At 34.7% G+C, this 24,757-nt stretch carries 24 protein-coding genes and 2 pseudogenes; 7 read left to right on the top strand and 19 right to left on the bottom strand.

Annotation, left to right across the window (positions count from 1 at the left end):
- Positions 1-50: 50 nt before the first annotated feature.
- The 4 genes and pseudogenes from NDN11_RS09285 to NDN11_RS09300 all read left to right on the top strand — a co-directional run.
- Complete coding sequence (locus NDN11_RS09285; protein ID WP_251109433.1) at positions 51-1,961, top strand: ATP-dependent nuclease; 1,911 nt, start codon at positions 51-53, stop codon at positions 1,959-1,961.
- Positions 1,954-3,807 carry a UvrD-helicase domain-containing protein gene (locus tag NDN11_RS09290; protein ID WP_251109434.1) on the top strand — a complete coding sequence of 618 codons (1,854 nt, stop codon included), beginning with the start codon at positions 1,954-1,956 and terminating at the stop codon, positions 3,805-3,807. Before NDN11_RS09285 ends, NDN11_RS09290 begins: the two co-directional genes overlap by 8 nt.
- Before the next feature lie 343 nt (positions 3,808-4,150).
- Positions 4,151-5,122, top strand: a complete 972-nt coding sequence (locus NDN11_RS09295; protein ID WP_251109435.1) for an HNH endonuclease — start codon at positions 4,151-4,153, stop codon at positions 5,120-5,122.
- A 203-nt stretch (positions 5,123-5,325) separates the two neighbouring features.
- A pseudogene (locus NDN11_RS09300) lies at positions 5,326-6,272 on the top strand (excinuclease ABC subunit A); the annotation flags it as partial.
- A 102-nt stretch (positions 6,273-6,374) separates the two neighbouring features.
- Here NDN11_RS09300 and NDN11_RS09305 read toward each other — a convergent pair.
- From NDN11_RS09305 to NDN11_RS09340, 9 genes and pseudogenes are all read right to left on the bottom strand, one after another.
- Positions 6,375-7,607 (bottom strand): hypothetical protein, encoded by a 1,233-nt coding sequence (locus NDN11_RS09305; RefSeq protein WP_251109436.1) that lies wholly within the window; start codon positions 7,605-7,607, stop codon positions 6,375-6,377.
- 48 nt (positions 7,608-7,655) lie between these two features.
- Positions 7,656-8,606, bottom strand: a complete 951-nt coding sequence (locus NDN11_RS09310) for a TniB family NTP-binding protein (RefSeq protein WP_251109437.1) — start codon at positions 8,604-8,606, stop codon at positions 7,656-7,658.
- Entirely contained in the window at positions 8,599-9,789 is a 1,191-nt protein-coding gene (locus NDN11_RS18260) for a TnsB C-terminal domain-containing protein (protein WP_502801372.1), read from the bottom strand. Before NDN11_RS18260 ends, NDN11_RS09310 begins: the two co-directional genes overlap by 8 nt.
- Positions 9,790-9,918: 129 nt before the next feature.
- Positions 9,919-10,512: pseudogene (locus tag NDN11_RS09315) on the bottom strand (transposase); the annotation flags it as partial.
- On the bottom strand, positions 10,509-11,219 hold the full coding sequence (locus NDN11_RS18240) for a hypothetical protein (protein WP_353050820.1): 711 nt from the start codon (positions 11,217-11,219) through the stop codon (positions 10,509-10,511). The gene NDN11_RS18240 and the pseudogene NDN11_RS09315, both read right to left, overlap by 4 nt.
- A 220-nt stretch (positions 11,220-11,439) precedes the next feature.
- Complete coding sequence (locus NDN11_RS09325) at positions 11,440-11,619, bottom strand: DNA-binding protein (protein ID WP_251109438.1); 180 nt, start codon at positions 11,617-11,619, stop codon at positions 11,440-11,442.
- A 951-nt stretch (positions 11,620-12,570) separates the two neighbouring features.
- Complete coding sequence (locus NDN11_RS09330) at positions 12,571-12,801, bottom strand: hypothetical protein (protein WP_251109439.1); 231 nt, start codon at positions 12,799-12,801, stop codon at positions 12,571-12,573.
- Positions 12,802-12,811: 10 nt separating this feature from the next.
- Positions 12,812-13,138 carry a hypothetical protein gene (locus tag NDN11_RS09335; protein WP_251109440.1) on the bottom strand — a complete coding sequence of 109 codons (327 nt, stop codon included), beginning with the start codon at positions 13,136-13,138 and terminating at the stop codon, positions 12,812-12,814.
- A gap of 11 nt (positions 13,139-13,149) precedes the next feature.
- Positions 13,150-14,631: a phage/plasmid replication protein, II/X family gene (locus NDN11_RS09340; protein WP_251109441.1), complete on the bottom strand. Its 1,482-nt coding sequence runs from the start codon at positions 14,629-14,631 to the stop codon at positions 13,150-13,152.
- A gap of 141 nt (positions 14,632-14,772) precedes the next feature.
- Between NDN11_RS09340 and NDN11_RS09345 the strand changes: the two genes are divergently transcribed.
- Entirely contained in the window at positions 14,773-14,979 is a 207-nt protein-coding gene (locus NDN11_RS09345) for a hypothetical protein (RefSeq protein ID WP_005230419.1), read from the top strand.
- An 872-nt stretch (positions 14,980-15,851) separates the two neighbouring features.
- Here NDN11_RS09345 and NDN11_RS18205 read toward each other — a convergent pair.
- From NDN11_RS18205 to NDN11_RS09390, 10 genes are all read right to left on the bottom strand, one after another.
- On the bottom strand, positions 15,852-15,980 hold the full coding sequence (locus tag NDN11_RS18205) for a hypothetical protein (RefSeq protein ID WP_285292122.1): 129 nt from the start codon (positions 15,978-15,980) through the stop codon (positions 15,852-15,854).
- A gap of 446 nt (positions 15,981-16,426) precedes the next feature.
- Complete coding sequence (locus NDN11_RS09350; RefSeq protein WP_251109442.1) at positions 16,427-17,725, bottom strand: zonular occludens toxin domain-containing protein; 1,299 nt, start codon at positions 17,723-17,725, stop codon at positions 16,427-16,429.
- Positions 17,722-18,006 carry a DUF2523 family protein gene (locus NDN11_RS09355; RefSeq protein ID WP_251109443.1) on the bottom strand — a complete coding sequence of 95 codons (285 nt, stop codon included), beginning with the start codon at positions 18,004-18,006 and terminating at the stop codon, positions 17,722-17,724. The genes NDN11_RS09350 and NDN11_RS09355 overlap by 4 nt, the downstream gene beginning before the upstream one ends.
- Positions 18,006-19,289 (bottom strand): virulence factor TspB C-terminal domain-related protein, encoded by a 1,284-nt coding sequence (locus NDN11_RS09360; RefSeq protein WP_251109444.1) that lies wholly within the window; start codon positions 19,287-19,289, stop codon positions 18,006-18,008. Before NDN11_RS09360 ends, NDN11_RS09355 begins: the two co-directional genes overlap by 1 nt.
- On the bottom strand, positions 19,286-20,167 hold the full coding sequence (locus tag NDN11_RS09365) for a virulence factor TspB C-terminal domain-related protein (RefSeq protein ID WP_251109445.1): 882 nt from the start codon (positions 20,165-20,167) through the stop codon (positions 19,286-19,288). Before NDN11_RS09365 ends, NDN11_RS09360 begins: the two co-directional genes overlap by 4 nt.
- Before the next feature lie 113 nt (positions 20,168-20,280).
- A complete protein-coding gene (locus NDN11_RS09370; protein WP_251109446.1) occupies positions 20,281-20,514 on the bottom strand; it encodes a hypothetical protein in 234 nt (77 codons plus the stop codon).
- A gap of 221 nt (positions 20,515-20,735) precedes the next feature.
- Entirely contained in the window at positions 20,736-21,023 is a 288-nt protein-coding gene (locus tag NDN11_RS09375; RefSeq protein ID WP_251109447.1) for a hypothetical protein, read from the bottom strand.
- Between the two features lie 158 nt (positions 21,024-21,181).
- Positions 21,182-21,412: a hypothetical protein gene (locus NDN11_RS09380; protein ID WP_251109439.1), complete on the bottom strand. Its 231-nt coding sequence runs from the start codon at positions 21,410-21,412 to the stop codon at positions 21,182-21,184.
- 10 nt (positions 21,413-21,422) lie between these two features.
- Positions 21,423-21,749: a hypothetical protein gene (locus tag NDN11_RS09385; RefSeq protein WP_251109440.1), complete on the bottom strand. Its 327-nt coding sequence runs from the start codon at positions 21,747-21,749 to the stop codon at positions 21,423-21,425.
- An 11-nt stretch (positions 21,750-21,760) separates the two neighbouring features.
- The gene (locus NDN11_RS09390) at positions 21,761-23,242 is read right to left on the bottom strand and encodes a phage/plasmid replication protein, II/X family (RefSeq protein ID WP_251109441.1); all 1,482 of its coding nucleotides are present in this window, start codon (positions 23,240-23,242) and stop codon (positions 21,761-21,763) included.
- A 141-nt stretch (positions 23,243-23,383) separates the two neighbouring features.
- Between NDN11_RS09390 and NDN11_RS09395 the strand changes: the two genes are divergently transcribed.
- A complete protein-coding gene (locus NDN11_RS09395) occupies positions 23,384-23,590 on the top strand; it encodes a hypothetical protein (RefSeq protein ID WP_005230419.1) in 207 nt (68 codons plus the stop codon).
- Between the two features lie 528 nt (positions 23,591-24,118).
- Positions 24,119-24,754, top strand: a complete 636-nt coding sequence (locus tag NDN11_RS09400) for a CDP-alcohol phosphatidyltransferase family protein (RefSeq protein ID WP_167247260.1) — start codon at positions 24,119-24,121, stop codon at positions 24,752-24,754.
- Positions 24,755-24,757 lie beyond the last annotated feature (3 nt).

Below are 24,757 nucleotides of genomic sequence, written 5' to 3' on the forward strand. Positions count from 1 at the left end.
GAAGAAAATATGATATAAATTCCATATTTAATTAACATCTAGAGTAAAGCATGTACTTACAAACCATAAAAATAAATAATTTTCGTATTTTTCAAAATTTTGAACTTGAGTTCAATAAGGGGCTAAACCTTCTAATAGGTGAAAATGACTCTGGCAAAACGGCTCTTATTGATGCGATCAGACTTGTGCTAGATACAAACTCATCAGAGTGGACAAAATTTACACTTACTGATTTCCATGATGGGAAAAATACTCTCAATATTCAATTGAAATTTGCAGATCTTAGTATTGATGACCAAAGCATATTCCCAGAGCACATCACATATATCCAAAATACACAGCACCGATCTGAAGCATTTTTATACGTAAACCTAACCGCATCTATCAAACAATTAACCAATAAAGTTGGGCAATTTATTCAAACAGATATTAATTCTGGACAAAATGCTGAAGGACCTACAATAGACAAAGCAGCTCGCATGTATCTTTCCACGACGTATTTAAAACCTTTACGTGATGTTGAAGGAGAATTATCAGCAGGTCGTGCATCTCGTTTATCTCAAATTTTAGCAAACCATAAAACATTAGGTGGAAATGATACGAATGTTGAGCGACTAATTCGGACCATGATTTCTGCAAATCAAGCAATAAAAGAGGATGGCGCAGTTCTAAATACAAGAGGCGAAATTCAATCTCTTTTAGATAAAATCACATTTCAAGATAAAAAATTCAACCCATCTTTAAATATGATAGGTAGTAAGGCATTCGATGACCTCAATGAAACAGAAAGGCATGCTCTTTTCCGAATAATTTTAGAAAGATTATCATTAGGTCTAGATCATACAGGTAGATCTCATGGTCTTGGATATAGCAACTTACTATTCATGGCAACAGAACTTATGCTGCTATCACAGAATTCTGATGAATTTCCATTACTTCTCATAGAAGAACCAGAAGCACATTTGCATCCACAACTTCAGATGAAGTTCCTCAAATATTTAACTGAAGATCAACAAAATCTACAATGCATATTATCGACTCACAGTCCTCACTTTGCTTCTAAAGCACATTTAGAGAATCTAATTATCATGAATAATGGAAAGGCATTTCCTTTACGAAAAGAATGCACATTACTCAATTCTGAAGACTATCCTTTTTTAGAAAAATTTTTAGATGTTAGTAAAGCGAATATGTTTTTTGCTAAAGGCGTTTTAATCGTTGAAGGTGATGGAGAGAACATTCTTTTACCTACTATCGCAGAACTACTAGATCGGCCTCTAGAAAATTATGGTGTTTCCTTAGTGAATGTAGGTAATCTCGCCTATAAACGTTACGCGAGGATTTATCGTAGAAATAATACAACTTCAATACTTCCAATCAAAGTCGCGTGTATTACAGATCTAGATATTTGGCCAATGAACGCAGAAGCAAGAGATGATAACCCAATCGGATTTAAGAAGAAAAAACTTCCTAATACAGCTACTGGAGCAAAAGGAAATTTAAGGTATTGGAAAGATTATTATGATACACAGGATAAAATAGATATCCACCTTCAAAAGAAACGAGAAATAGATGGTGATAATGTTAGAACATTTGTATCTAATGATTGGACTTTTGAATATTGCCTTTGTAAGTATGGATTAGCTGAGTCAGTTTATGAATCAATAAAATCAGATACTGACTCTGTATTTTCATCATTACCTGAGGATATCGAAGCAAAAGCAATTAAAATATATGGCATGATTGAAAATAAAGGTTCAGGAAAAACAGAGGCAACATACAAGCTAGTCGATATATTAAAAAGAGAATATAAAGATAGAAGCTCAGAACTCCGAGCAGCTCTTCCATCATATATCGTAGAAGCAATTGCATATGTAACAGAGCCTTTTCCAGAATTAACTGCAACTGCAACTGCAACTGCAACTGCAACTGCAACTGCAACTGGAGATAATCATGTTTAATATTTCTGATGATGATATTAATTTACTAGAAATAGAAATGTCCCTTCAATTTGATAGTAGTAGAAGAGAAGCTTTAAAAAATTTTATTGATGTCCAAGCATGCCCTGGCGGAGGAAAGACAACATTAATTGCTGCCAAACTTATTTTATTAGCAAAAAAATGGAATAGTCCATATAAAGGTATTTGTGTAATTAGTCATACTAATGTTGCTAAAGAAGAAATTATTGCTCGGCTTAAAAAACATGAACATGGTAGAACAATTTTATCCTACCCACACTTTATTGGAACCATCCAAGAGTTTATAAATAGATATCTGGCTATACCATATTGCCGTCAGAATAATATATCCGTAAATCAAGTCGATGATGAAGTTTGTACAAAAATTTTATCATTTCAAATAACCCGAGGTACTACAACTTATCTAGATAGACGTTATGCACAGATTTCCGATCTTCAATATAAATTTATAAATAATAAATTAAGTTTAAATGTTCCTGGATTTATAAGAAAATCTGATTCTTTATCCTATACGAACCTAGTGAATGCAAAAAAATCATTAATAGGCAAAGGTTTATTTTTCTATAGAGAAATGTTTGAATTCGCAAGTGCGAATATGTATGAGAATGCAGGAACAGTCTTATCTATAAGAAAAAGATTCCCTATTGTATTTATAGATGAAATGCAAGACACCTATAAATATCAAGATGATATCTTGAGTATGATATTTAATCAGGACTCTAATCTTCAACGATTCGGGGATCCTGATCAAAGTATTTTCGAAAGTAGTAATGAACCTTTAAATACATCTTACAATTGTAGGAATCATCATAATATTACTGACTCTAATAGGTTTAACCAGACTATAGCCAATTTGTCTTCTGGATTAAGTTGTAATAGGTTAAGCTTAACATCAGCTATTACATCAAATTTTCAAAATACTATTTTTTTAATAGATAGTGCAAGTCAACATAAAGCTATTAATGCTTTCGCAAATCTATGCTCTAATCAGTTAACAGACTTCAAAACAGATCCTATTAAAATTGTAGGTGCTATAGGAGCTAAAAATGATACCAATATATCTTTGGTTAATTACTTTCCAGAATTCAATAAATGTAATTCATCATCAAATTATAGACCTGAAAAAATTATTTATTGTTTTAAAAGAGATAATATCAATCAAAATTGGCATTCTAAAGATATTTACAAATCCGTATTAGAAGGAATATGTTACTATGCAAAAATTAATAATAAAAAAATTCTTATAGATACTGAAGTACAAGAATTCGGAGTTAATAGTGTTAAAAAATACCTAAAAAAAGAATCAAAATTAAAAGATTTTAATAAATTATTTATATCCATTTTAAGAAAAGAAAATTTAAATCAAGAATTTTGGGATAGCTCAATTTCGCAAATACTCCAAATTTTTAATTTAAATGGTTTATTAAAAATCCCTGAGTATCTTAGCTACGATGGACACCCCCCATCTACACAAAGCAATAATGAAAATTGTGAACAAAATAAAATTTCTATTGAAATTAATAACAAAAATATAGAAATGGAAGTTGCAACTATACACAGCATTAAAGGTGAAACACATGCTGCGACTCTGGTAGTTGAAACCACATTTGGAGGGTTACATGATATTTCAAATATATTTACTTACCTTGTACATCAACAACCTCCAAAACCAAAACCACAAACAATTAAGTTTATGAAACAAATCTATGTCGCTATGACTCGTCCTAGGCATTTTGTTTGCTTAGCCGTGCATAAAAATAACATTAACCAGCACCTTTCTTTGGCTGAACAAAAAGGTTGGAAAATAATTGATCTTACTGTGACTTAATTTATACTTTACTAAATATGATGGATTTATTACATATAAATAATAATTTTTAATTATTGTTTTAAATTCATATGGTTGTGAGTTTTTTATTCAACAAAGTCGCTATAAATTTCTAGAAGAGATCCTGATTTATACATCTCTGATGATTTATGGAATGAGATTGAAAAAGAAACAGTCGATGTCAAGTCTCTCGTGTTAATCACACTGGTCTTGAAATCATATATGGGGCAATAGTTTGCTCTGTTTTATAACGCTTACGGGAGATGTTTCGTTGTGGGGAAGTTAAATTGCTGGCCCAGAATGATAACTAATCTTAGTTGTATTTCCTTGCGGGAGGGGTAATTTGATTTTTTCTGAAAATTACAAATCAGAAGTTAATCTGATTTTAGACAAAAGAATATATCTAGGGGAAAAGGGTAAATGCAGGTACTGTGGGAAAAGTGCCCCCGCGGTAACTTTTAAAAAGATTGCGCACGCCATACCTGAACTTCTAGGTAATAAATTTCTTTTTTCGAATGACGAATGTGATATTTGCAACTCGTATTTTGATAAGCATCTTGAAAATAACTTAGCCAATTTTCTAGGCGTCTCACGCACTACGAGCCAGATAAGTGGAAAAAAAGGAGTGCCAAACACAAAATCATCTGGTGGAGATCGCATTGAAGCCATAAATGGCGATATTGTCATCATTCATTCTGAAGAATCTGAAATTCTAAAACCATTGGATCATAAAACTGTAATGATCAGTTCATCATCCACAACTTACGTACCAATTAATGTATACAAGTGCCTCGTCAAAATAGCATTATCTGCGATGCCCGCATATGCACTAAAAGGTTTTAACGAATGTTTTCGTTGGATTAGGTACAACGAAGAACCGGCAAAATTTGACTCAAAAACTTTAACTTTAAATATAACAATGGTCCCCGGAATAAATCCTTTTCGCAAGTTATGGTTGCAGATATATAAACGAACCGGAGATAAAGGGAAATTTCCCTACATGATATGTATAATTGCATTTTCCAATTATATGTTTCAGTTTGTTATTCCATTTAACAAGAAAGACAAGTATTTAAATCAAGATAAAATTCAAATTCCAATCTTCCCTATGTTAAATGGACTTATATTGCCTGGACAGGCTCCAAATATCAAGCCAAGCTTTCAAAGTGTAGATCTTTCAGGAAAAAGTAAAGTTTCAACTCCTAATGTTTCTTATATGCATATTGAGAAAGAAGAAAAATTAATAACACCAAATGATCTTCCAGAGGAAATTAAGCGAAGGATTAAAAGCCTAGGTTTGGAGTTTAAAATATAATAATCCGCTAAAAGAGGAGACCTTACAGGTATTGATGTGTGCTGAAATAATAGGACCTTTCACATGGTAGATTCTAGGCAGCCAACTTGTAAAGGCTTTATGCCATTTGATTTGGTGTCTTAAAATCTAGACCTTTCTTTTAGTACTCGATTAAATTAGATTTATAACCCTATGTGATTTTTTGAAAGATTAAGGATGGGCTTAACCTGCATAATATTGATGCTCGTATACCTCTTGGTCTACTTACAGCAGTTACAGGTATTTCAGGTTCAGGTAAATCTAGTCTCGTTTCTCAAGCTTTACCTGAGTTAGTACTTTCATATTTAGGCAATGAATCTGAAACTGAAAACAATAATGAAGATAATCCTTTAGCTGGTGATGTGTAGGCTATACAGCTTCTTGTACAGGTTGATCAAAAACCAATTGGCCGTATGGCAACTTATACGGGTTTATTTAATTATGTAAGAAAGTTATTTGTTGGGACTTTTGAAGCTCTCCAAGCATCATTATGATGCTGGACGTTTTTCGTTTAATGTGGCTAAAGGGCAATATGAAACTTGTGAAGGTGAAAGGCTTTGTCAGTGTAGAATTATTGTTTATGCCAAGTGTATATGCCTCTTTTCCGACATGTCATGGTGCACGATATTATGATGATACTCTGAAAATTCGCTGGAATGGACGTAATATTGCTGAAGTATTAGGAATGACAGTCAATGAAGCACGTGATTTTTTTGATGGAGAGATCTCGATTGCTCGTTCACTACAATTATTAAAGGAAATTGGCCTTGGTTATTTACGTTTAGGGCAACCAGCGATGAACTATCTGGTGGAGAAGCGCAACGTATTAAATTGGCTACCGAGCTGCAATGCAATCAACGTGGAAATACACTGTATATACTTGATGATCCAACTACAGGTTTGCATCCATCAGATTTAGATCGATTGTTAGTTCAAGCGATTAGTCGATGCGGGTAATACCGTGGTTATGATTGAGCATTATATGCGTGCCGTTGCACAAGCAGATTGGGTGATTGATGTGGGACCAAGTGCTGGAAATGCTGGTGGGAATATTGTTGTGGCAGGAACACCAAAACAAATAACAGAAAATCAAGATAGCCGTACTGCTCCATATTTAGTTAATGAGTCGTGAAAATAAACGTTGATATTTCGAGTGGTTGGAAAATAACCTTAAATTAAAAACCTGTAAAATCAATCAGATATTTTTGTTTTAGGTAATGTATAAGCATGAAATCTAAAAGTTTTTTTCAACTAAGTTTAAATCTACTTTTTTAATTTTAACTCCCATCAAAACTTCTTTATAATTAAAATTATACAGAAAAGTAGGGCCATAAAATATTTTATCAAGCAATTCTAATTGTTTGCTAGGGAAAAAATCATGAAGATAAATAAAATCATCATTAATATCTTCAAAGCTTATATTTTTAGATAAACTTTTGCAAAAATGAATAAAATCCTCTAATTTAATAATGTTGTTTTTATTGTATTTTTCAAAATACTTGTTAATTATAAGTTCTGAAACATCATCACTCGTGTTCAATATTTTTTTTACATTTAAATCAACTCTCCTTTGACCAAAATTTTCATTGTAATAACTCAAAAAATTATAAAACTCTTTATCATAATTATTAGTAATATTATCAACCAACTCAAATCCCACAATGTTTGAAAGACTCTCTCTAATCTTCAGCCCAACTGAAGAAGTGCTATTAATAAATCCAATTACTTTAAATACTAACAAGAAAAATTCATATCTAACTGTTTTATAATTAGGGAATCGAATGTCAGTCCTTATAAACAATCCTCTAAACTCTTTTATAATAAAATAATCGGGTTGTGTTAAAAAATCAATAGACTTTCTTAATCCTTTATACAAATTATTTAAACTATACTGCTCACTCCTGCTAGGTGACAAACCTTTCAAATTTAAAAAATCATTATAAATTATAAAAATATCACTATGGGTTATTTTATCACCATATTCCAAAATATAATCACTAATATTTGAATAAACAGAAGTCTTGCAGAATCTACAAATTTCAATTTTTTCGGCATCCCAATCTAACAGTTCATTACAGTGTGGACATCTAGTTATATATGGAATTGAGTGTGTAGGACATATCACATTTTTTCTGTATCCATTAAGAGATACATAACTTTGCTGCTTAATACAATATGGACAAATCAAGAGACAACTAACTATATAAAAATTATTATTGTTAGTTATACACAATTTATTTATCTCATCTTCTACTAAGTCTGTAAATTCGTAAAAAACTGACTTATCAAAATTCCCCTTAACTATATTGATAATACTTATCTTTTTTTTAAAAATTGTTTTTATGACAGAATTTAGTGAAGGGTAAGCATTAGCTATTTTTATACGGTTTAAAAAACTCAGAATGAATTCATCTTCTTCTGGTATAGGGATGACAAGAAATTTTCGATTAAAATTTTGATTATTCAATACTTCTACTCCACATAATGAAAGTATGATTTCGACATACAATCAGAATTAAGTGTTTCTTATTTTTGAGGAAATACTAGTCATATCTAGACGAAATGGATTTGATCTGGTTTTACTTACATAGGAAGTAATACCGTCATCCCATGCTTTAATAAACTCCTCAATCGTTATTGTATATTCATCTTTTTTCATCACTTGGAAAAGACAACTTTCTAAAAGAAGCATGAGGTAGGCATGGTGACCATTTGTAGCTATATAAATCTGTAAAGCTAATAATTGACTTGTTAAAGAAGGTTCAAATTTAATATTTAAGTATTTTTCGATATTTAATGAAATTTGATGAAGGAATGCATGTAATGTTCCTGGTTCATCTATTTTTGTAACTTTAAGATGATTCAGCTTAAAGGTTTGTGAGAATCTTCGTGCAAGCTGACTATCAATCTTCAATAACGACTCAAACTCAGGTAGACCTACTAGGCAAAAGCAAATACCAGTTTCATTCACCAAGGTTTTTATCCAATTGCATACCACTGTATTCATTCGTTTGGTCGAAGTTTGAAGATCAAACAAATGATGAAATTCATCCATAAATATCAGCCTTGTTTCACATACTTTTAACAGTGCTACAAGTTTGTGATTCATCTGCGCTGTGCTCCCTGAAAATGGAGCAGGATCATGCAAAGCATTTAACATACAACTTGCAACAGATTTCACAGTAGCTGGTGAGGGTACTTCTATATAAAACACAGGGACTATGGACTTCTTAAATCCCTCCTCAATCCGATAAGTAGGGGGATGCTTTTTCACAATAGTTTGGCAGAGAGTTGTTTTTCCTAAGCCACCCTTTGCTAATAACAAGCAACCAAATGGCTGAGCGTATATTTTATTTTTTTCTGCACAAAGCAAAATCCCTTTATAAGCTGTATTAAATTCAGATGAAACTATAACTAGTTGCATGATTTTATTAATTTTATCTAAAATAACTTGATCACTATTCATTATCAAACTCCCAAGTTGAAAAATCTGAATAGTTATCTCTTTCATCGAATAGATTATCTGAAACTAAGTCTGATGTCTGTGCTGTCATAAGCGGTAAGTTACTGAAACTAAATACTTCTTCTTTAGCTAGATTAAATTCTATTGGGTCATCCAAAAGATTTTTTAAATGATTTGGCAATTCAATCTTAAGTTGTTTCGCTTTTTTATTTAACTTAACATCCGATTGAATACGCTGATGTAAAGCCCATCGTGCAAAATCTGTTACATGTTCACCTAATTTTTCTTTATCTGCTTTTGTTATTTTCTTTTTTTCTTCGAGAACTAACTCATGTTCATACAATGTCAACTCTCTTGTATAGCTTGGATCAGTTGAATCAGCTCGAATATAATTACTACTATCTAATGGATCTTGAAAATAAATATATTCTAGATTTGATTCATCCACCATAAGGATAACTTCAAGTATCCCTTGAGCTGACAATGTTGCCAGTACGTGAGATTTATAAGTTAAATACAGAAATTTAATCTGACCATGATTTATATTTCTTTTAAAAGTTTTCCGTGTAAGCACATCAATCTGAGATTTTGAGAGCAGAATAGGAGGGCTTATTTTAACTGCATCTTTCCATGCAAGTATGGGTGCTCGACTGATACTTGAATGTATACTTTTATGATAAATTTCGTCAATCCATTCAGTTAGATAGGATCTTAATTTAGTTAAAGTAATGCTAGCATTTTTTTTGGGATCATAATCGGCCTTTTCTCGAGGATTTGAAAATGTGGTCCCCTTTATCTTTTGAATCAGATTATGAGTTATTGTCCCAAAAAAACGTTCGATTTTAGCTTTATCATCAGGGGTTCTATTTTGAGCTGGCTGAATTGTAATACCTAGTGCACAGCATATTTTGCTCATTGTATTGTTTTTAAATTCCACACCATTATCAGGGATAATTAAAGCAGGAATTCCACCTGGAAGACCATTATGTGGTCTATTCAACATATCTTTAAAAGTTGCAAGAGTACTCGAAGCATTAACAGGTAGCATACTTAGATACCATCCAACAATACAACGAGTAAAGATATCGATAGCACAAGTTAGAAAAGGACGCCCCATAACATCTTTTGATTCCTCATCGATAATAAATATGTCTAAATAATGAGTATCAATTTCGACTATTGCCATTACAAATGGACTTTCTTTTTTTATTCCAGCAGCTTTAAATGTTGTATTTGCGATTCTCGCACCTTTTTTTGCTCGTAATATGATGTAAGGATCCAACTGCTTAATTCTTCGTTGAATAGTACGTAATGATGGACATTGATTAACGTTTATATCTTGCTCAAGCATTTTTGCTTTGATAAATGCTATAACATCAATGCTGCTTCGATGTTCTTTCGGTTCTAAATAGCACTCTCTAATTGCAAGAGTTATAATTTGCTCAATTTCAATATTGAATCGAAGAAATTTATTTCCTGCCTTGATTTTATTTAAGACATAAAGATCCTTGTCATTATCTAAATACAGTTTTATCCACCTCATGACTGAACGGGGCGAGGGGGGAGAATGATCCTTTATTCGTCTTGAAACATCGATAATTGTCTTATAAACATTAGGATATGAATAGGGATGACTAACTGAATTTAACACGGTTTTAATGTATTCTTGTTTTCTCAATAGATCTCTAGTTTTTTCCTTACTTAATAGTGAGTCAGATAAATCTCCATTTAATTTGATCTCACCTGAATGATATTTTTCAGTAAATTTTTCGATACTAATTGAGTAGATTTTTCCCCCAGTGATTGCTGAGTAACGTACTATCCCTTGACTTGTCCAACTAACTTCATAGGAGGTTCCAGTTAGCAAAAATCTTAATCCTATCTTTGGGATTAACAAATGTGAGTTCATAGTAGCCCCCGAGATCTGACTGCTTCTACTAGAGCTGGGATGTAAACTGGCATAGGAATATATTTATAAAATATTAAGTAATATGCTATATCAACAGGCAAACTATTGTTTTCAAGTATTTTTTGTATTTCTGTGAATAGTAATCGACCATGAGTAGGAATGACTTTTATTGCTTTATCTATCAGCTGATCTGTCCACGATTGTATTCCTAAGCGTTGATAAAAATATAATAATGCACTTTGGTTAAATCCCAACACAACATCATTTTTATCAACTACCTTATATTGTATGTTATGGTAATTTATTATTTTTTTAATTCGCTGGTGTTTCTTAGCTTTTTTTTCCGTCAAATTATGTTTATCTGGTTTTACTTCATGGACTTCAACACGGCCATCAGAGTATTTAACTAAAAAGTCAGGATAATTTGATTCATATTGGCTTAATTGGATTTTTAATGCTTGTGTCCGATAGTAAACAACAGAAAGATCTCTCTCTAATTCAATTGCATATGCTAATTCCAAATTACTTTCAATAGGTATCATTCCAGCATTTTTCTTACTAGGAAATAACGAGGTACGCTTACCAACGCTACCTTGATGAATTTTCCTGATGCCGTGCAAGACACCTGCAATATCAGAGCCCCGCTTAAAAGCAAGTTCGATCTGCTCATGAAGATTTGAGTTTGGATCATCTTTATATTTTTTCATGTTGAGTACCTTCCTTAACTCGTTTGAAAAAACAGCAGGGCTGCTATTCAGAAACGAGCCTATTTATTCACTTTGTAAAAAACAAAATGTAGGGCTTGACGAATTGCCCAATACAGAAGATACTTTGAGTAAGAGGTTTCAATATTTCTGTATTGGAATCAAACGACTTATGTCTGCAAACATAAGTCGTTTTTTTATATAAACCTATAAGAATAAATTTCTATTGCTTTATACCTAGCTTCACTGCGATCAGATGGCTTTTTCCTCTTTGTGGAATGCGTGTGTGATTCAATATTTGGTAGACCAATTGAGCAGGGAAATTATTCGCCCTTGACCATTCCGCAATTGATATACCAGAACTATTAAATTCTTCTTTTACTTGCTGGATACTTTTAATCATCTCGAAAGCTCCTAAATTTTTTATAAAAATATAGTAATTTTATAAAAACTACAATTTTCCATATTTCTTGTTTAAGACCAAAATTTTCCATAAAAAATCAAAAAATAGAGTATAAGTTTCATATAAGTCATTGTTTTTATTATCTAAATATGCATTTTTAAAAGTTAAAGACTTTAATATCTAGTCTTAAAATATATTCAAGGGTTTAAGAGCTAAGTTTAATTTTTTTAGATACTTATTATCAATTTTTAGCTAGGGTTTTAAGTAAGATTAATTTACTAAGACTTTTATATACTTAATAAAGGCGGAGTGGTTTAAATACATTTTAATTAAAACCTAGTGATACTTTTAAAGCTTCATGAATATATTTTAAGAAAGCATAGGAAAAGGGATAAATGTATTTTAAGGTATTGAAATATTTTATTACATTTTCGTAAAAATTCTTTTTAAAGACATAAAATATTCAGGAGATTTTTTAAGAACAGTAACCAAGTAGTATTTCATCAGAGTAATAGAAATTCTTTATTCTACTAAATGAGCTGCGTAAACTTCACAATGATATAGATGCTGATGTTAGATCATTGAAGCTTGATAAGCGCATACAATATGTTGGAAAGATAAAAGGGTCATTCATTAGAGCTAAAGAATTGCTAAGAACTCTAGGTTGGACAGCATGAAAAATAGGGAAAAGTTGAGCCAAAAAGTTTCAAGAGTCAGGTCAATGAAGTACATGCATGTGTAACAATATTAAAAAAGTTCATCAAATTAGGTAAACCCGTAATACCCAAGTTGTAATTTAAATTTGAATGCTATGCACAACATTAGACATGTGAATGACATAACATCTGTCGCAAATGACAACTTATATGTCGCGTAATGAAACAATATTGTGTAGGCTACAAACTCAGATATTCTATTTAACATAATATACATTATACGAAATTTCGTATTTTAAGCCTTTGATTCGTAAAGGCTTTTTAGTTCTGCAATCTGTAATCTTAGATATTCAATTTGTCTTCCAACAAGATTTTCATGATCTTCAAGATCAATATCTGATTGCACGATACGCAGGTTGCTAGAAATTCTTTCTAAATTAGTAACGATACGTTCAATCTGACCTTGCTTCGGATAAACCCTTACAACCTTATGAGCAACTGTAGGTACAACTACATTCTTAGTCATGACGAGATCCTTAAGCAGTTTTTAATTCAGGTTGCTTTTCTTCTTTCAGCATCAACGGCTTGCCATCGTCAGCCGTACGGAAATAAACGTTCCCATCCACAGCTACCAATGCCACAGGCAGATAAATTTCTTTGTTCTGGTAGCACTTATAAAACTCTAATAAGTGATGATGCTCAGGATCTACTTTGACTGGTTGCGAGCAATCAACCATTTCCTCTAAACCACGGTCAAACTTCTGTGATTTAAAAATAAGACGCATATTCGGCTGTCCAGTCTTTGGATCAGCCTTGACATCAATCTTGAGTAATTTGGCATTAAAAATAATTTGTGCTGACATGATAAAAATCCTTATGCGACGATGCGTAGTCCACGCTGATTGAAAGTAGAAATCGGTTCGATAAAATTGCTTGGTAATTGAGATTCGAAATTAACTTCGATGTGCTTAACAAATAAAATGATGTTGTTCTTGGTCTGAACATGTAAGTTCTGGAGAGTCAGCTTCGAATATCCGCAACTCTTAAGTTTATTAACGAGCAGAATAAATTGAGCTTTGCTATAACGGCCACGAACAGCGTCATAACCTTCTGATTCAATTGCTTTGTAAAATTCAAAGGTATTACGAGCCTCAGTCAATGAAACCGTTCCACCTTTAGAAACCTTTTTAAAACGATTAAAAACAATGGTATAAGCTGTGAAATGGTCTAGATTGATTTCAGGTCTAGAAGCCAAATTCCTGATGTATTCCTCAGTAAAACCACACTGAACCAAATCAGAAATATATTTAAAATACTGATGCTCAAACTTAGCCTTAGCCTCAGCATGACCCTTATTCTCTAGAAATTGATAAAACTGGAAAATCTTATCTGAACGACCTGCTGTGACAACGTCATTTTCTCTAACTTTCTGTAATTTATTAGAAATTTCTTTAAAAATAGTTTCATGATCTGTAGCTTTCATAGTCTGACCCTCTAGGGCTTTAAATAGTTCACGGTTGGCTTTTACCCACAAATTACGCAAGAAATAAGGATTTTCACGTTGATAACGAATTAATTGAAAAAGATTAGTAGGTATATTTAATTCACGAAGTGCGAAGGCTTTAACGCCAGTTTCAAAACGAAGTAGACCCTTTGCATATTCTTGAAGTTCAGGGTCAGACATAACGGCAACAACGCGTTGGGCGTTCTTATCGTTCTTCTTAGCCAGTTCTTTAAGGTCTGCTAATTGGTCCATAAATTCACAATGTTTACCGTAAACCTTGCGTGCAAAGCGTTTAGAACGTTCGGCACCGAAATAAACAGTATTCTTATGAATCACTTGTTTCTCAGATTTACCAATGTACTGCGTTGATAAATTCCTAAGAAACTCTAGAGCTTTACGGACTTGATTCTCATCCTGTAAACGAGCCGAATAAGTTACATCCAAGTGTCGAACCTCAGTTTCACTTATCGCTAATAGCCCATACAGCACAGGTTGAGTCTCAGCCAAATAGCCCAGCATCTCTAAAGCTCCCTGCTCTATCCAGTCAGTTCCGTAAACGTTATGACCTTGGAGAATCTTCGCAGGACTGCATTTAAGTTCGACATAAGGGATATAGGTCCCCTCATGGAAAAATTTAAAAGCCATCTCGGTAAAAGAAGTCGGCAGCTTAGAGTAAGGATGATTTAAAACATGGTGTTGAACTGTGCCATCGTCATCCTTGTAACAAGAGCGTGATTCAACTCTGATACCAATATCGAATAAATCCATACCGAAAACGCAATATCTGCCGTCTTCTCGCACATCAACGAGAGACATATCAACAGGTATATGCATTACGATTTTATCCAACATAATTCAGCCCAAAGCAGAACCAACCCCAAACGTGCAACAACATCACACGCAACATTTTGACAGAAATATAACAGAATTGCGCGCAACACTGCAACGTGTGACACAATAATGTTGTTGCATTAAACAATGTTGAGACATCACATGAAAAAATCAGACTTATCAAAAACTTATAGAGTTCGTGGGGAATTCGTAGAGTCGATTAAAGAAAAATCACTTGATTTTATTATCGAAACTAAAGAGAGAATTGAAGAAGCAGACATAATTAATGCCTTGATTTACAAGCATTTAAAAGACATTAGCGCAAAAGATGTAACAAAATATATCGAAGAAATAAAAAAAGCAGATTGATAATAAACGTCGACCCAGAATACTAGGCACCAAAGATGAAAAATTAACTATGCACCTCATTGGTGCATTTTTTAATTACGCGAAAGTCTTAAATTTAAGACCATAGTCCACCACTAGAGATGGTGGACGAAAACTTCTGTCACGACATATTATGTCGCCCTCTCCCATGGCGAAATCTTATTGTCGTCGTTCGGTCGGGTCGGTCTGTCGCTCCGCTCATCCTCCCTCCTCACTCCTCCGCTTCGATTTCGCATAATGAAGATTGATGTTAAATATCAATCGAGTGCAGCCGATAGCATTGCATTGTTGACATACAAAAAAAGCCGTGAAAATCACGGCTTTATTGGTATATCTAACACATTGATAAATAACATAATCTAGTTATTATGCGAAATCTCAGCATAAAAATATCCTGGATAAATTCACCTGGTGTAAGACCTGGAACCAGGTAAAAGCCCTGGATAAATTCACATGGTGTGAGACCTGGAACCAGGATAAAAGCCCTGGATAAATTCACCTGGTGTGAGACCTGGAACCAGGATAAAAGCCCTGGATAAATTCACCTGGTGTGAGACCTGGAACCAGGATAAAAGCCCTGGATAAATTCACCTGGTGTGAGACCAGGAACCAGGACAAAAGCCCTGGATAAATTCACCTGGTGTGAGACATGGAACCAGGATAAAAGCCCTGGATAAATTCACATGGTGTGAGACCTGGAACCAGGATAAAAGCCCTGGATAAATTCACCTGGTGTGAGACCAGGAACCAGGACAAAAGCCCTGGATAAATTCACCTGGTGTGAGACATGGAACCAGGATAAAAGCCCAGGCAAATCACTTGGGCTTTGAACATATTCCCCATTATGCGAAATCTCAGTAACCTTTTAATTCAAACAAACCAACAATTAATGCCCATAAAAATACGAGAGCAGTAGCAACTACAACAATAGAAAAAAATACTATTAAAAACCAATCAAAAAGTGGAATATTTTGCCAATCCATTTTTTTAACCTCTACGAACTATCAATAACTTAAGTGCATTTTTATTTTCTTCAGGTCAGGAGCACTCGGCTTGGAAGATGGAAGAAAATGCCAATCACTTTAACTTTTCTTTGACGTAATCAAAGACTTGATCAAAACAAAAAAAGAAAGCCAAGATGATTACAGTTATCCCTAAAATATCTCCAGTTGTCATAGCTCTATCCCCCCAGTAGCATTTGTATGAAAAATTGTTGTATGTCTTGTCTGCTGTGAATATAACATTGTACGCCCACAATAACGACATTCAACGTATTTCGAGGTGTAATCTTGCAAAAATCCGTAGACTACGCCTTGCGACCCTTCCGCACTGCTACAGGGACTCGCAATTCCCCTGAACGGCTTTTTTTGGTTACTTCTGCGATAGAACATATTCATGCCTTTAGTAATCAAAGGGAAATACTTTCAAATCAAATTAAACCCTGTTGTTTAGCTTCTTGAATGCGGGCAATGTATTCAGCATCAAACTGTTTAACGTCCTGTTGTGGTTTCTGTTGTACCCGTACAGGTTGTTGCTGTTGATACTGTTGTTGCTCTTTACGGAAGTAATCGAAAGGACGTTCACCATCTTCAAGCCATCGTTTACAGACTTGTTGATTGACTTGTGGCATCAAATTACCCTGTTGATCTATTGCATGGTATTTACCAGCATATTTGATGCATCCTGACACTCGTGGGAAATCAACATTGTTGAGCTGCTGAACAGGACTTGTAACCGTTGCATATGGGTCATTTGGATTGTAGTAAACGACATTAGTAATTTGAGTTTTAATGCCATCACCTTGTTCTAATGTTTGGGGTTTCACTCGATCAAGCAAATCTTTGCACTGAGGAAGATATGCATTAGCTTGGTTACAGATTACCTTGTCACCCGTATCAGGTTGTGTACCTTGGGTTTGCGCGACATGTTGTTGTTCTTTTTTGCCCCAAAAACCAAAGAAACCCGTATCCATAGAATTTTTTGTAGCCAAGCCAAAAATTGCCAAAGGGACTAATCCAAATGCGGCATATTTAAGCGGAAATGACTTCCTTACTTGATGGTTCTCACTGGAGACATAGAACTTGTATAAATGCTTGGGATAACGCCACAAGGTCTTATTCAATGCTGTAGCAGCAGTTGAACGTGACCAAGATGTCATAGCTTCGCCAAATTCCCAAATAATAGCAGCATCCATACCAAACTTACGCCGCATCACAAAATGCGTTGTAACAGACGCTAGAACGTCAGGATTAAGCTTAGAAGGTCTTTGAGTGATAAATATAATCTCAATTCCATGATGACCATGCATGAGCAATGCACGTCCTATATCGCGTATTTCTTCTTTCTTACGTTCCAGTGCTTCTTTCTTACGCTTCTCTACAGTGGCTGTATTTTCTTTAATTTTTGCAGGTGTGATATTGGGTTCACGATTTAAAACAGATAACAAATGATCGAATGGTGTTTCGTCAATCTTATAATTTTTTAAGAGATCTTGTTCAGAGAATGCAGGATGCTCGTGAGCCTCATCCCAAATAAGAACAGATCCGTTAGGTAGATTACGCCAGTCATAAGGTTCGCCAATATCGGAACTAACAGAGATAACCCCCGGAATTTTTATACCAATAATGTTCGTGTAAACCTGACGACTTTTATTTAAATATTCATAGCAAAGCTCCATTGCTTTGAGTGTTTTACCTGTTCGAATTGGTGCAGATATTAGTAAACTCATCCTCCAAACCTCCCGAGAAAGACTTTAGAAGTCTTAATGAAAGCAGCTAGTCCCAGTGCAGAAACAACGACACTGACAGCTTGAGGAATTTTTAAAATCGAAATTAAGCCAAGGAAATCAGCAGGCAAGCCATTAAATAGATGACCAATTTCAAGTTGGATATTAGCGACAATGTCGTTAATCCAGTTATAAGTGACAAAAGCGAGACCCGCACCCAAAAGAAGTCGAGCCACAAGTGATGAAGCAAAAGCAGTTAAGATCGTTATAAGTAATGCAGGCATTAGTCATCACTCCAAAGTATTCTTGCACATAAGTAGAGAACAAGAGCCATTAATAATTTAGATAGAGTTTCTAGTGGGGTACAAAGTTTTGAATATTTAAATGTGTATTCAGTTTTAAGAAGTACTACTGTGCGATCAGCAGGACATTGGGGATTGTTTGGGTAATAGTTTTGATCGTAAAAATTAAAGAAATCTTTCGTAAATGCAGGAAGCTGCTTAAAAGGTGTTTCAGCATTCATTTCTGATGTATCTACTGAATCGGGCAACTCCTCACCAGTAGGATTAATAACATTGTTCTCAACCGCGTCATCTAAATCATCAAGCCCATCATTGAATACAGAAAATAAATCTAAAATCTGAATAAAAGAATCTTCAAGAAAATCCCCTAATAATGAAAATGCGTCTGATACATTCCAATTAAAATTATTTACTGACTCTACTATCGGGTCTTTATCTGTACATTGACCATCAATAAAAAAGTGATCCTTTGGGCATCTTTGATAGCAAGTACCATCAATTAAAAACTCATCGGAATTGCACAGGCTTTCACACTTAACATCTTCGTAATACGTAGAGCCAAGCTTTGTCTGATTAATTCTTATTTGTGTTCCTTGAGGACATGATGGATAAGGGCGACATTGGTAAAAATTAGGGTCGGCAAAATTAGAAGATCGATACTCCATAGGAGTGCCTGGTAAAAATTGACTTGGATCTTTTTTGCAATAATTTGAACAGAAAGCCTTAAACGTAGCACCTGAAGGCGGAAGAATTGTTTCCATACCTTGTTGTTCACATTTAGGGTCATAATCAATGCAAGTGCCTGTTTTAGTGTCAAGCATCTTATTTGAAGGGCATTTTTTTGCTAAACATTGCTCGCCAATTTCGGGATTATCTACACGCCATTCTTTGTAAATCTCAGGACATGATTGGCACATGCCACGTAATAGCTTAAATCCCGAATCACAAGGTTTCTGACAGTTGAAATATAAAAAATTTCCTTCTGAATCATAGACACTACCTTTACCGAAACCCGTTGGACATGAATTGCAGTAAGCAGCATTAATAGAGCCGTTTTCTTTATAGTATGTCTCTAACCATTCTCCTTCACCCTTGCACCCATAAACAGGGATAAAACACGTCTGATTTCCATTACAGGTCGTTGTACCCGATGAGCCAACTATGTCAGCATCCCTATACGATTTAGCTCGTGACTCAGGATAATATTCACCTGCAAATGCATTAAATGAGAAGATGCATAGCAAAAAAGCAAGCAAGCACTTCATGCTTTAATCACTATATAAGCAGCTACGATATAAGCGAAGATCATCACTAAATATGAAAACCAACTCAAAAAGTCGCAGATTTTTGAATAATCAAATTGATAATTAATATTGTAATTCGGCAATGAAAGTACATTATTTGCAGGACATTGCGCAGAAGAAGTAAATAGACCAGAATCTAATTCCTTTGCTTCTGTTTCTTGAATTGGTACTTCTGCATTGAATGGTGAAGTATCTACATCACCCCAACCGCCATCGGGATTTGTACCACCAGTACCACCGCTTCTGATCTTGTCAGCAATAGCAGTTAATTTATCAGAAATATCTTGTAGACCATCCTTGATTGCACCCAACGGGCCATCCATACGTTCGCCTAAATTATTAACACTGCCAGTAATATCAGCATTGGCATTATCTACAGCTTGAACAATTCGCTCTGTACGTAAATCATCACAATTTTGCGTTGCAGGGTCACATTCAGTATCAGGCTCATTATCTTTGCTTTTTGCGCAGATCTTCTGACCGTTAAAAGTACCTGAAACATAACCAGTTGGGCATTTTAAACCGTTGGGATTAGGACAAGAATCAACATTACACTCAAGTTCTGTCGGTTGCGGTTGCACTGGATCAGGGTTAGAACCATTACAATTTTCGCCCGTTGATGTAGCTGCACATGTTCCGACTTGACCTTCAATATCAACGTCAACACATGAGTTTAGTTTGTATCGACAAGAGTTATTACATACATAGCTTTGTGTGGAATTAATAATTGAACTAGCTACAGATAAATCTTTGTTTATCCCTGATTGACATGTAGCTGCATAAAGATTTGCAGATAAAAAAAAAGCCACACACCCAAGTAGATATTTAAAAAAAATCATAAAATCCCTCTAAATAACTACTTAAGCATGTGATAAAAAGCGAGTGCCATCACAAAAAGCTGTATCCAATTCCAATCTGATTCAGTCATCGTTTAGCACTCACTTAATGAAAGTTATTTGAAGAAACCAATAACCTTTCGAGCCGAGAAAATGACAATAACAATGCCTAGAATCCACAAAGCACCTGTTTCAATATCAGTCTTTGCAGTTGAGCCTGTTGTTGCTGTAGTAACATCCAAAGCATTCGCTTGAGTTGTCATTAGAGCAACACCAGTTAAAGCACCAGTACCAACCCCGAAACGTTTTAATGTTTCAAGACGTTTTTGTGTTTCTTTGTTAGCGTTCATAAGAACTCTCCTTTTTAAAGTTATGCCCCAAACATTTTTCTTAATTGTTTGAGAGTAAAAACGACCATGAAAATACCAATCATCCATAAAAGAAGACTGTTCTTGTCCGCAGTCGATAATTCAGGCAAAACACCGCTAGATTGGTAAATAACCCACTGGAGACATTCAAGACGCCCCGTTTGTGAATTAGTAACCAATTCATTGCAGAGATAAGCCATTCGTTACACCCGTTTGATTTTGTATTTACGAAGATTACAAAGCGTTTCGTAATCCTCTAACGGGTAATATTTGTCTTCAAAGCGATATAATTCTTGTTCGTAAGTACCAGACTGATAAGAAAAAGTGACCTGATTTGGTTTTTTCTTATCAGCAATGCGATCAATAAAATCAGCAAGACGACTAAAGAAAAAAACACCGACCAATAAGCCCAAAAGAAACGCCCCCACTAGCAAAGGAACGAATGCATTAAGCAATTCAAGCGCAAGTTGTGCGCGTTCAACCTCAGTCATTTTTTAGCCCCACAGGTGTAATAATGGACACAGTATTGAGCGTGAACCGTGAAGGTTTTACCGCATTTCTTGCATTTATATTCAAACTGTGCCATTATGATTATCACCTAAGTTATTGATTTTATTAACATATTATACATTATACGAAATTTCGTATTTTAAGCCTTTGATTCGTAAAGGCTTTTTAGTTCTGCAATCTGTAATCTTAGATATTCAATTTGTCTTCCAACAAGATTTTCATGATCTTCAAGATCAATATCTGATTGCACGATACGCAGGTTGCTAGAAATTCTTTCTAAATTAGTAACGATACGTTCAATCTGACCTTGCTTCGGATAAACCCTTACAACCTTATGAGCAACTGTAGGTACAACTACATTCTTAGTCATGACGAGATCCTTAAGCAGTTTTTAATTCAGGTTGCTTTTCTTCTTTCAGCATCAACGGCTTGCCATCGTCAGCCGTACGGAAATAAACGTTCCCATCCACAGCTACCAATGCCACAGGCAGATAAATTTCTTTGTTCTGGTAGCACTTATAAAACTCTAATAAGTGATGATGCTCAGGATCTACTTTGACTGGTTGCGAGCAATCAACCATTTCCTCTAAACCACGGTCAAACTTCTGTGATTTAAAAATAAGACGCATATTCGGCTGTCCAGTCTTTGGATCAGCCTTGACATCAATCTTGAGTAATTTGGCATTAAAAATAATTTGTGCTGACATGATAAAAATCCTTATGCGACGATGCGTAGTCCACGCTGATTGAAAGTAGAAATCGGTTCGATAAAATTGCTTGGTAATTGAGATTCGAAATTAACTTCGATGTGCTTAACAAATAAAATGATGTTGTTCTTGGTCTGAACATGTAAGTTCTGGAGAGTCAGCTTCGAATATCCGCAACTCTTAAGTTTATTAACGAGCAGAATAAATTGAGCTTTGCTATAACGGCCACGAACAGCGTCATAACCTTCTGATTCAATTGCTTTGTAAAATTCAAAGGTATTACGAGCCTCAGTCAATGAAACCGTTCCACCTTTAGAAACCTTTTTAAAACGATTAAAAACAATGGTATAAGCTGTGAAATGGTCTAGATTGATTTCAGGTCTAGAAGCCAAATTCCTGATGTATTCCTCAGTAAAACCACACTGAACCAAATCAGAAATATATTTAAAATACTGATGCTCAAACTTAGCCTTAGCCTCAGCATGACCCTTATTCTCTAGAAATTGATAAAACTGGAAAATCTTATCTGAACGACCTGCTGTGACAACGTCATTTTCTCTAACTTTCTGTAATTTATTAGAAATTTCTTTAAAAATAGTTTCATGATCTGTAGCTTTCATAGTCTGACCCTCTAGGGCTTTAAATAGTTCACGGTTGGCTTTTACCCACAAATTACGCAAGAAATAAGGATTTTCACGTTGATAACGAATTAATTGAAAAAGATTAGTAGGTATATTTAATTCACGAAGTGCGAAGGCTTTAACGCCAGTTTCAAAACGAAGTAGACCCTTTGCATATTCTTGAAGTTCAGGGTCAGACATAACGGCAACAACGCGTTGGGCGTTCTTATCGTTCTTCTTAGCCAGTTCTTTAAGGTCTGCTAATTGGTCCATAAATTCACAATGTTTACCGTAAACCTTGCGTGCAAAGCGTTTAGAACGTTCGGCACCGAAATAAACAGTATTCTTATGAATCACTTGTTTCTCAGATTTACCAATGTACTGCGTTGATAAATTCCTAAGAAACTCTAGAGCTTTACGGACTTGATTCTCATCCTGTAAACGAGCCGAATAAGTTACATCCAAGTGTCGAACCTCAGTTTCACTTATCGCTAATAGCCCATACAGCACAGGTTGAGTCTCAGCCAAATAGCCCAGCATCTCTAAAGCTCCCTGCTCTATCCAGTCAGTTCCGTAAACGTTATGACCTTGGAGAATCTTCGCAGGACTGCATTTAAGTTCGACATAAGGGATATAGGTCCCCTCATGGAAAAATTTAAAAGCCATCTCGGTAAAAGAAGTCGGCAGCTTAGAGTAAGGATGATTTAAAACATGGTGTTGAACTGTGCCATCGTCATCCTTGTAACAAGAGCGTGATTCAACTCTGATACCAATATCGAATAAATCCATACCGAAAACGCAATATCTGCCGTCTTCTCGCACATCAACGAGAGACATATCAACAGGTATATGCATTACGATTTTATCCAACATAATTCAGCCCAAAGCAGAACCAACCCCAAACGTGCAACAACATCACACGCAACATTTTGACAGAAATATAACAGAATTGCGCGCAACACTGCAACGTGTGACACAATAATGTTGTTGCATTAAACAATGTTGAGACATCACATGAAAAAATCAGACTTATCAAAAACTTATAGAGTTCGTGGGGAATTCGTAGAGTCGATTAAAGAAAAATCACTTGATTTTATTATCGAAACTAAAGAGAGAATTGAAGAAGCAGACATAATTAATGCCTTGATTTACAAGCATTTAAAAGACATTAGCGCAAAAGATGTAACAAAATATATCGAAGAAATAAAAAAAGCAGATTGATAATAAACGTCGACCCAGAATACTAGGCACCAAAGATGAAAAATTAACTATGCACCTCATTGGTGCATTTTTTAATTACGCGAAAGTCTTAAATTTAAGACCATAGTCCACCACTAGAGATGGTGGACGAAAACTTCTGTCACGACATATTATGTCGCCCTCTCCCATGGCGAAATCTTATTGTCGTCGTTCGGTCGGGTCGGTCTGTCGCTCCGCTCATCCTCCCTCCTCACTCCTCCGCTTCGATTTCGCATAATGAAGATTGATGTTAAATATCAATCGAGTGCAGCCGATAGCATTGCATTGTTGACATACAAAAAAAGCCGTGAAAATCACGGCTTTATTGGTATATCTAACACATTGATAAATAACATAATCTAGTTATTATGCGAAATATTGTAATTGTTAAATATGGTGCTTAGCAACTTCTGCAATTACCATTTTCCTGCTATCCCAATGTCTGTTGACATACATTAGAAAGTTACACACAATGCTATTCACTATATAAGTATGCATATATCAATAACAATGCCTTCGATTTATCAATTAAAACCAGCATTTCAGAATTTACTTCGCCCATTTGTACAATGGCTTTACTCTAAAAAGATTACAGCGAATCAGGTTACGCTTTTAGCAATGCTAATCTCTGTTGTATTAGCTGTTGCACTTTACTGCCTGCATCTTTACCAACAACCTTTAATTCTGTTTTTATTCTTTCCTGTATGGATGTTAGTTCGTATGGGTTTTAATGCAATTGATGGCATGCTCGCACGTGAGTTTAATCAACAATCAAAACTTGGTGCATATTTAAATGAAATTTGTGATGTTATCTCCGATTCTGCGCTGTATTTATGTTTTTTGGGCTTAGCCTTCATTAATTCCTATTTATTGGGTTTTGTTGTATTTCTAGCGATTCTGAGTGAATATGCTGGCGTTATGGCTCCATTAATTGGTCAGGAACGCCGTTATGATGGTCCTATGGGTAAAAGTGATCGTGCATTTTGGTTTAGTTTAATTGCTGTGCTTGTCAGTTTCAGCCCGTATTTAATTGAAAATAATTACATAAATTCAATAATTTATATCTGTAATGGGCTGCTTATTTTTATTGCAGCGCTATTGGTTTTGACAACTTATAACCGTATTAAAAATAGTATTCAACTTTAAGGA

The organism is Acinetobacter sp. C26M, from assembly GCF_023702675.1.
Lineage (GTDB): Bacteria > Pseudomonadota > Gammaproteobacteria > Pseudomonadales > Moraxellaceae > Acinetobacter.

What these genes read in the sequence shown, in the direction of transcription:
- NDN11_RS09285 (WP_251109433.1), top strand. Translation starts at nt 51, where the DNA reads ATGTACTTACAAACCATAAAAATAAATAATTTTCGTATTTTTCAAAAT.
- NDN11_RS09290 (WP_251109434.1), top strand. Translation starts at nt 1,954, where the DNA reads ATGTTTAATATTTCTGATGATGATATTAATTTACTAGAAATAGAAATG.
- NDN11_RS09310 (WP_251109437.1), bottom strand. Translation starts at nt 8,606, where the DNA reads ATGAATAGTGATCAAGTTATTTTAGATAAAATTAATAAAATCATGCAA.
- NDN11_RS18260 (WP_502801372.1), bottom strand. Translation starts at nt 9,789, where the DNA reads ATGGCAATAGTCGAAATTGATACTCATTATTTAGACATATTTATTATC.
- NDN11_RS18240 (WP_353050820.1), bottom strand. Translation starts at nt 11,219, where the DNA reads ATGAAAAAATATAAAGATGATCCAAACTCAAATCTTCATGAGCAGATC.
- NDN11_RS09325 (WP_251109438.1), bottom strand. Translation starts at nt 11,619, where the DNA reads ATGATTAAAAGTATCCAGCAAGTAAAAGAAGAATTTAATAGTTCTGGT.
- NDN11_RS09330 (WP_251109439.1), bottom strand. Translation starts at nt 12,801, where the DNA reads ATGACTAAGAATGTAGTTGTACCTACAGTTGCTCATAAGGTTGTAAGG.
- NDN11_RS09335 (WP_251109440.1), bottom strand. Translation starts at nt 13,138, where the DNA reads ATGTCAGCACAAATTATTTTTAATGCCAAATTACTCAAGATTGATGTC.
- NDN11_RS09340 (WP_251109441.1), bottom strand. Translation starts at nt 14,631, where the DNA reads ATGTTGGATAAAATCGTAATGCATATACCTGTTGATATGTCTCTCGTT.
- NDN11_RS09345 (WP_005230419.1), top strand. Translation starts at nt 14,773, where the DNA reads ATGAAAAAATCAGACTTATCAAAAACTTATAGAGTTCGTGGGGAATTC.
- NDN11_RS18205 (WP_285292122.1), bottom strand. Translation starts at nt 15,980, where the DNA reads ATGGATTGGCAAAATATTCCACTTTTTGATTGGTTTTTAATAGTATTT.
- NDN11_RS09350 (WP_251109442.1), bottom strand. Translation starts at nt 17,725, where the DNA reads ATGAGTTTACTAATATCTGCACCAATTCGAACAGGTAAAACACTCAAA.
- NDN11_RS09355 (WP_251109443.1), bottom strand. Translation starts at nt 18,006, where the DNA reads ATGCCTGCATTACTTATAACGATCTTAACTGCTTTTGCTTCATCACTT.
- NDN11_RS09360 (WP_251109444.1), bottom strand. Translation starts at nt 19,289, where the DNA reads ATGAAGTGCTTGCTTGCTTTTTTGCTATGCATCTTCTCATTTAATGCA.
- NDN11_RS09365 (WP_251109445.1), bottom strand. Translation starts at nt 20,167, where the DNA reads ATGATTTTTTTTAAATATCTACTTGGGTGTGTGGCTTTTTTTTTATCT.
- NDN11_RS09370 (WP_251109446.1), bottom strand. Translation starts at nt 20,514, where the DNA reads ATGAACGCTAACAAAGAAACACAAAAACGTCTTGAAACATTAAAACGT.
- NDN11_RS09375 (WP_251109447.1), bottom strand. Translation starts at nt 21,023, where the DNA reads ATGACTGAGGTTGAACGCGCACAACTTGCGCTTGAATTGCTTAATGCA.
- NDN11_RS09380 (WP_251109439.1), bottom strand. Translation starts at nt 21,412, where the DNA reads ATGACTAAGAATGTAGTTGTACCTACAGTTGCTCATAAGGTTGTAAGG.
- NDN11_RS09385 (WP_251109440.1), bottom strand. Translation starts at nt 21,749, where the DNA reads ATGTCAGCACAAATTATTTTTAATGCCAAATTACTCAAGATTGATGTC.
- NDN11_RS09390 (WP_251109441.1), bottom strand. Translation starts at nt 23,242, where the DNA reads ATGTTGGATAAAATCGTAATGCATATACCTGTTGATATGTCTCTCGTT.
- NDN11_RS09395 (WP_005230419.1), top strand. Translation starts at nt 23,384, where the DNA reads ATGAAAAAATCAGACTTATCAAAAACTTATAGAGTTCGTGGGGAATTC.
- NDN11_RS09400 (WP_167247260.1), top strand. Translation starts at nt 24,119, where the DNA reads ATGCCTTCGATTTATCAATTAAAACCAGCATTTCAGAATTTACTTCGC.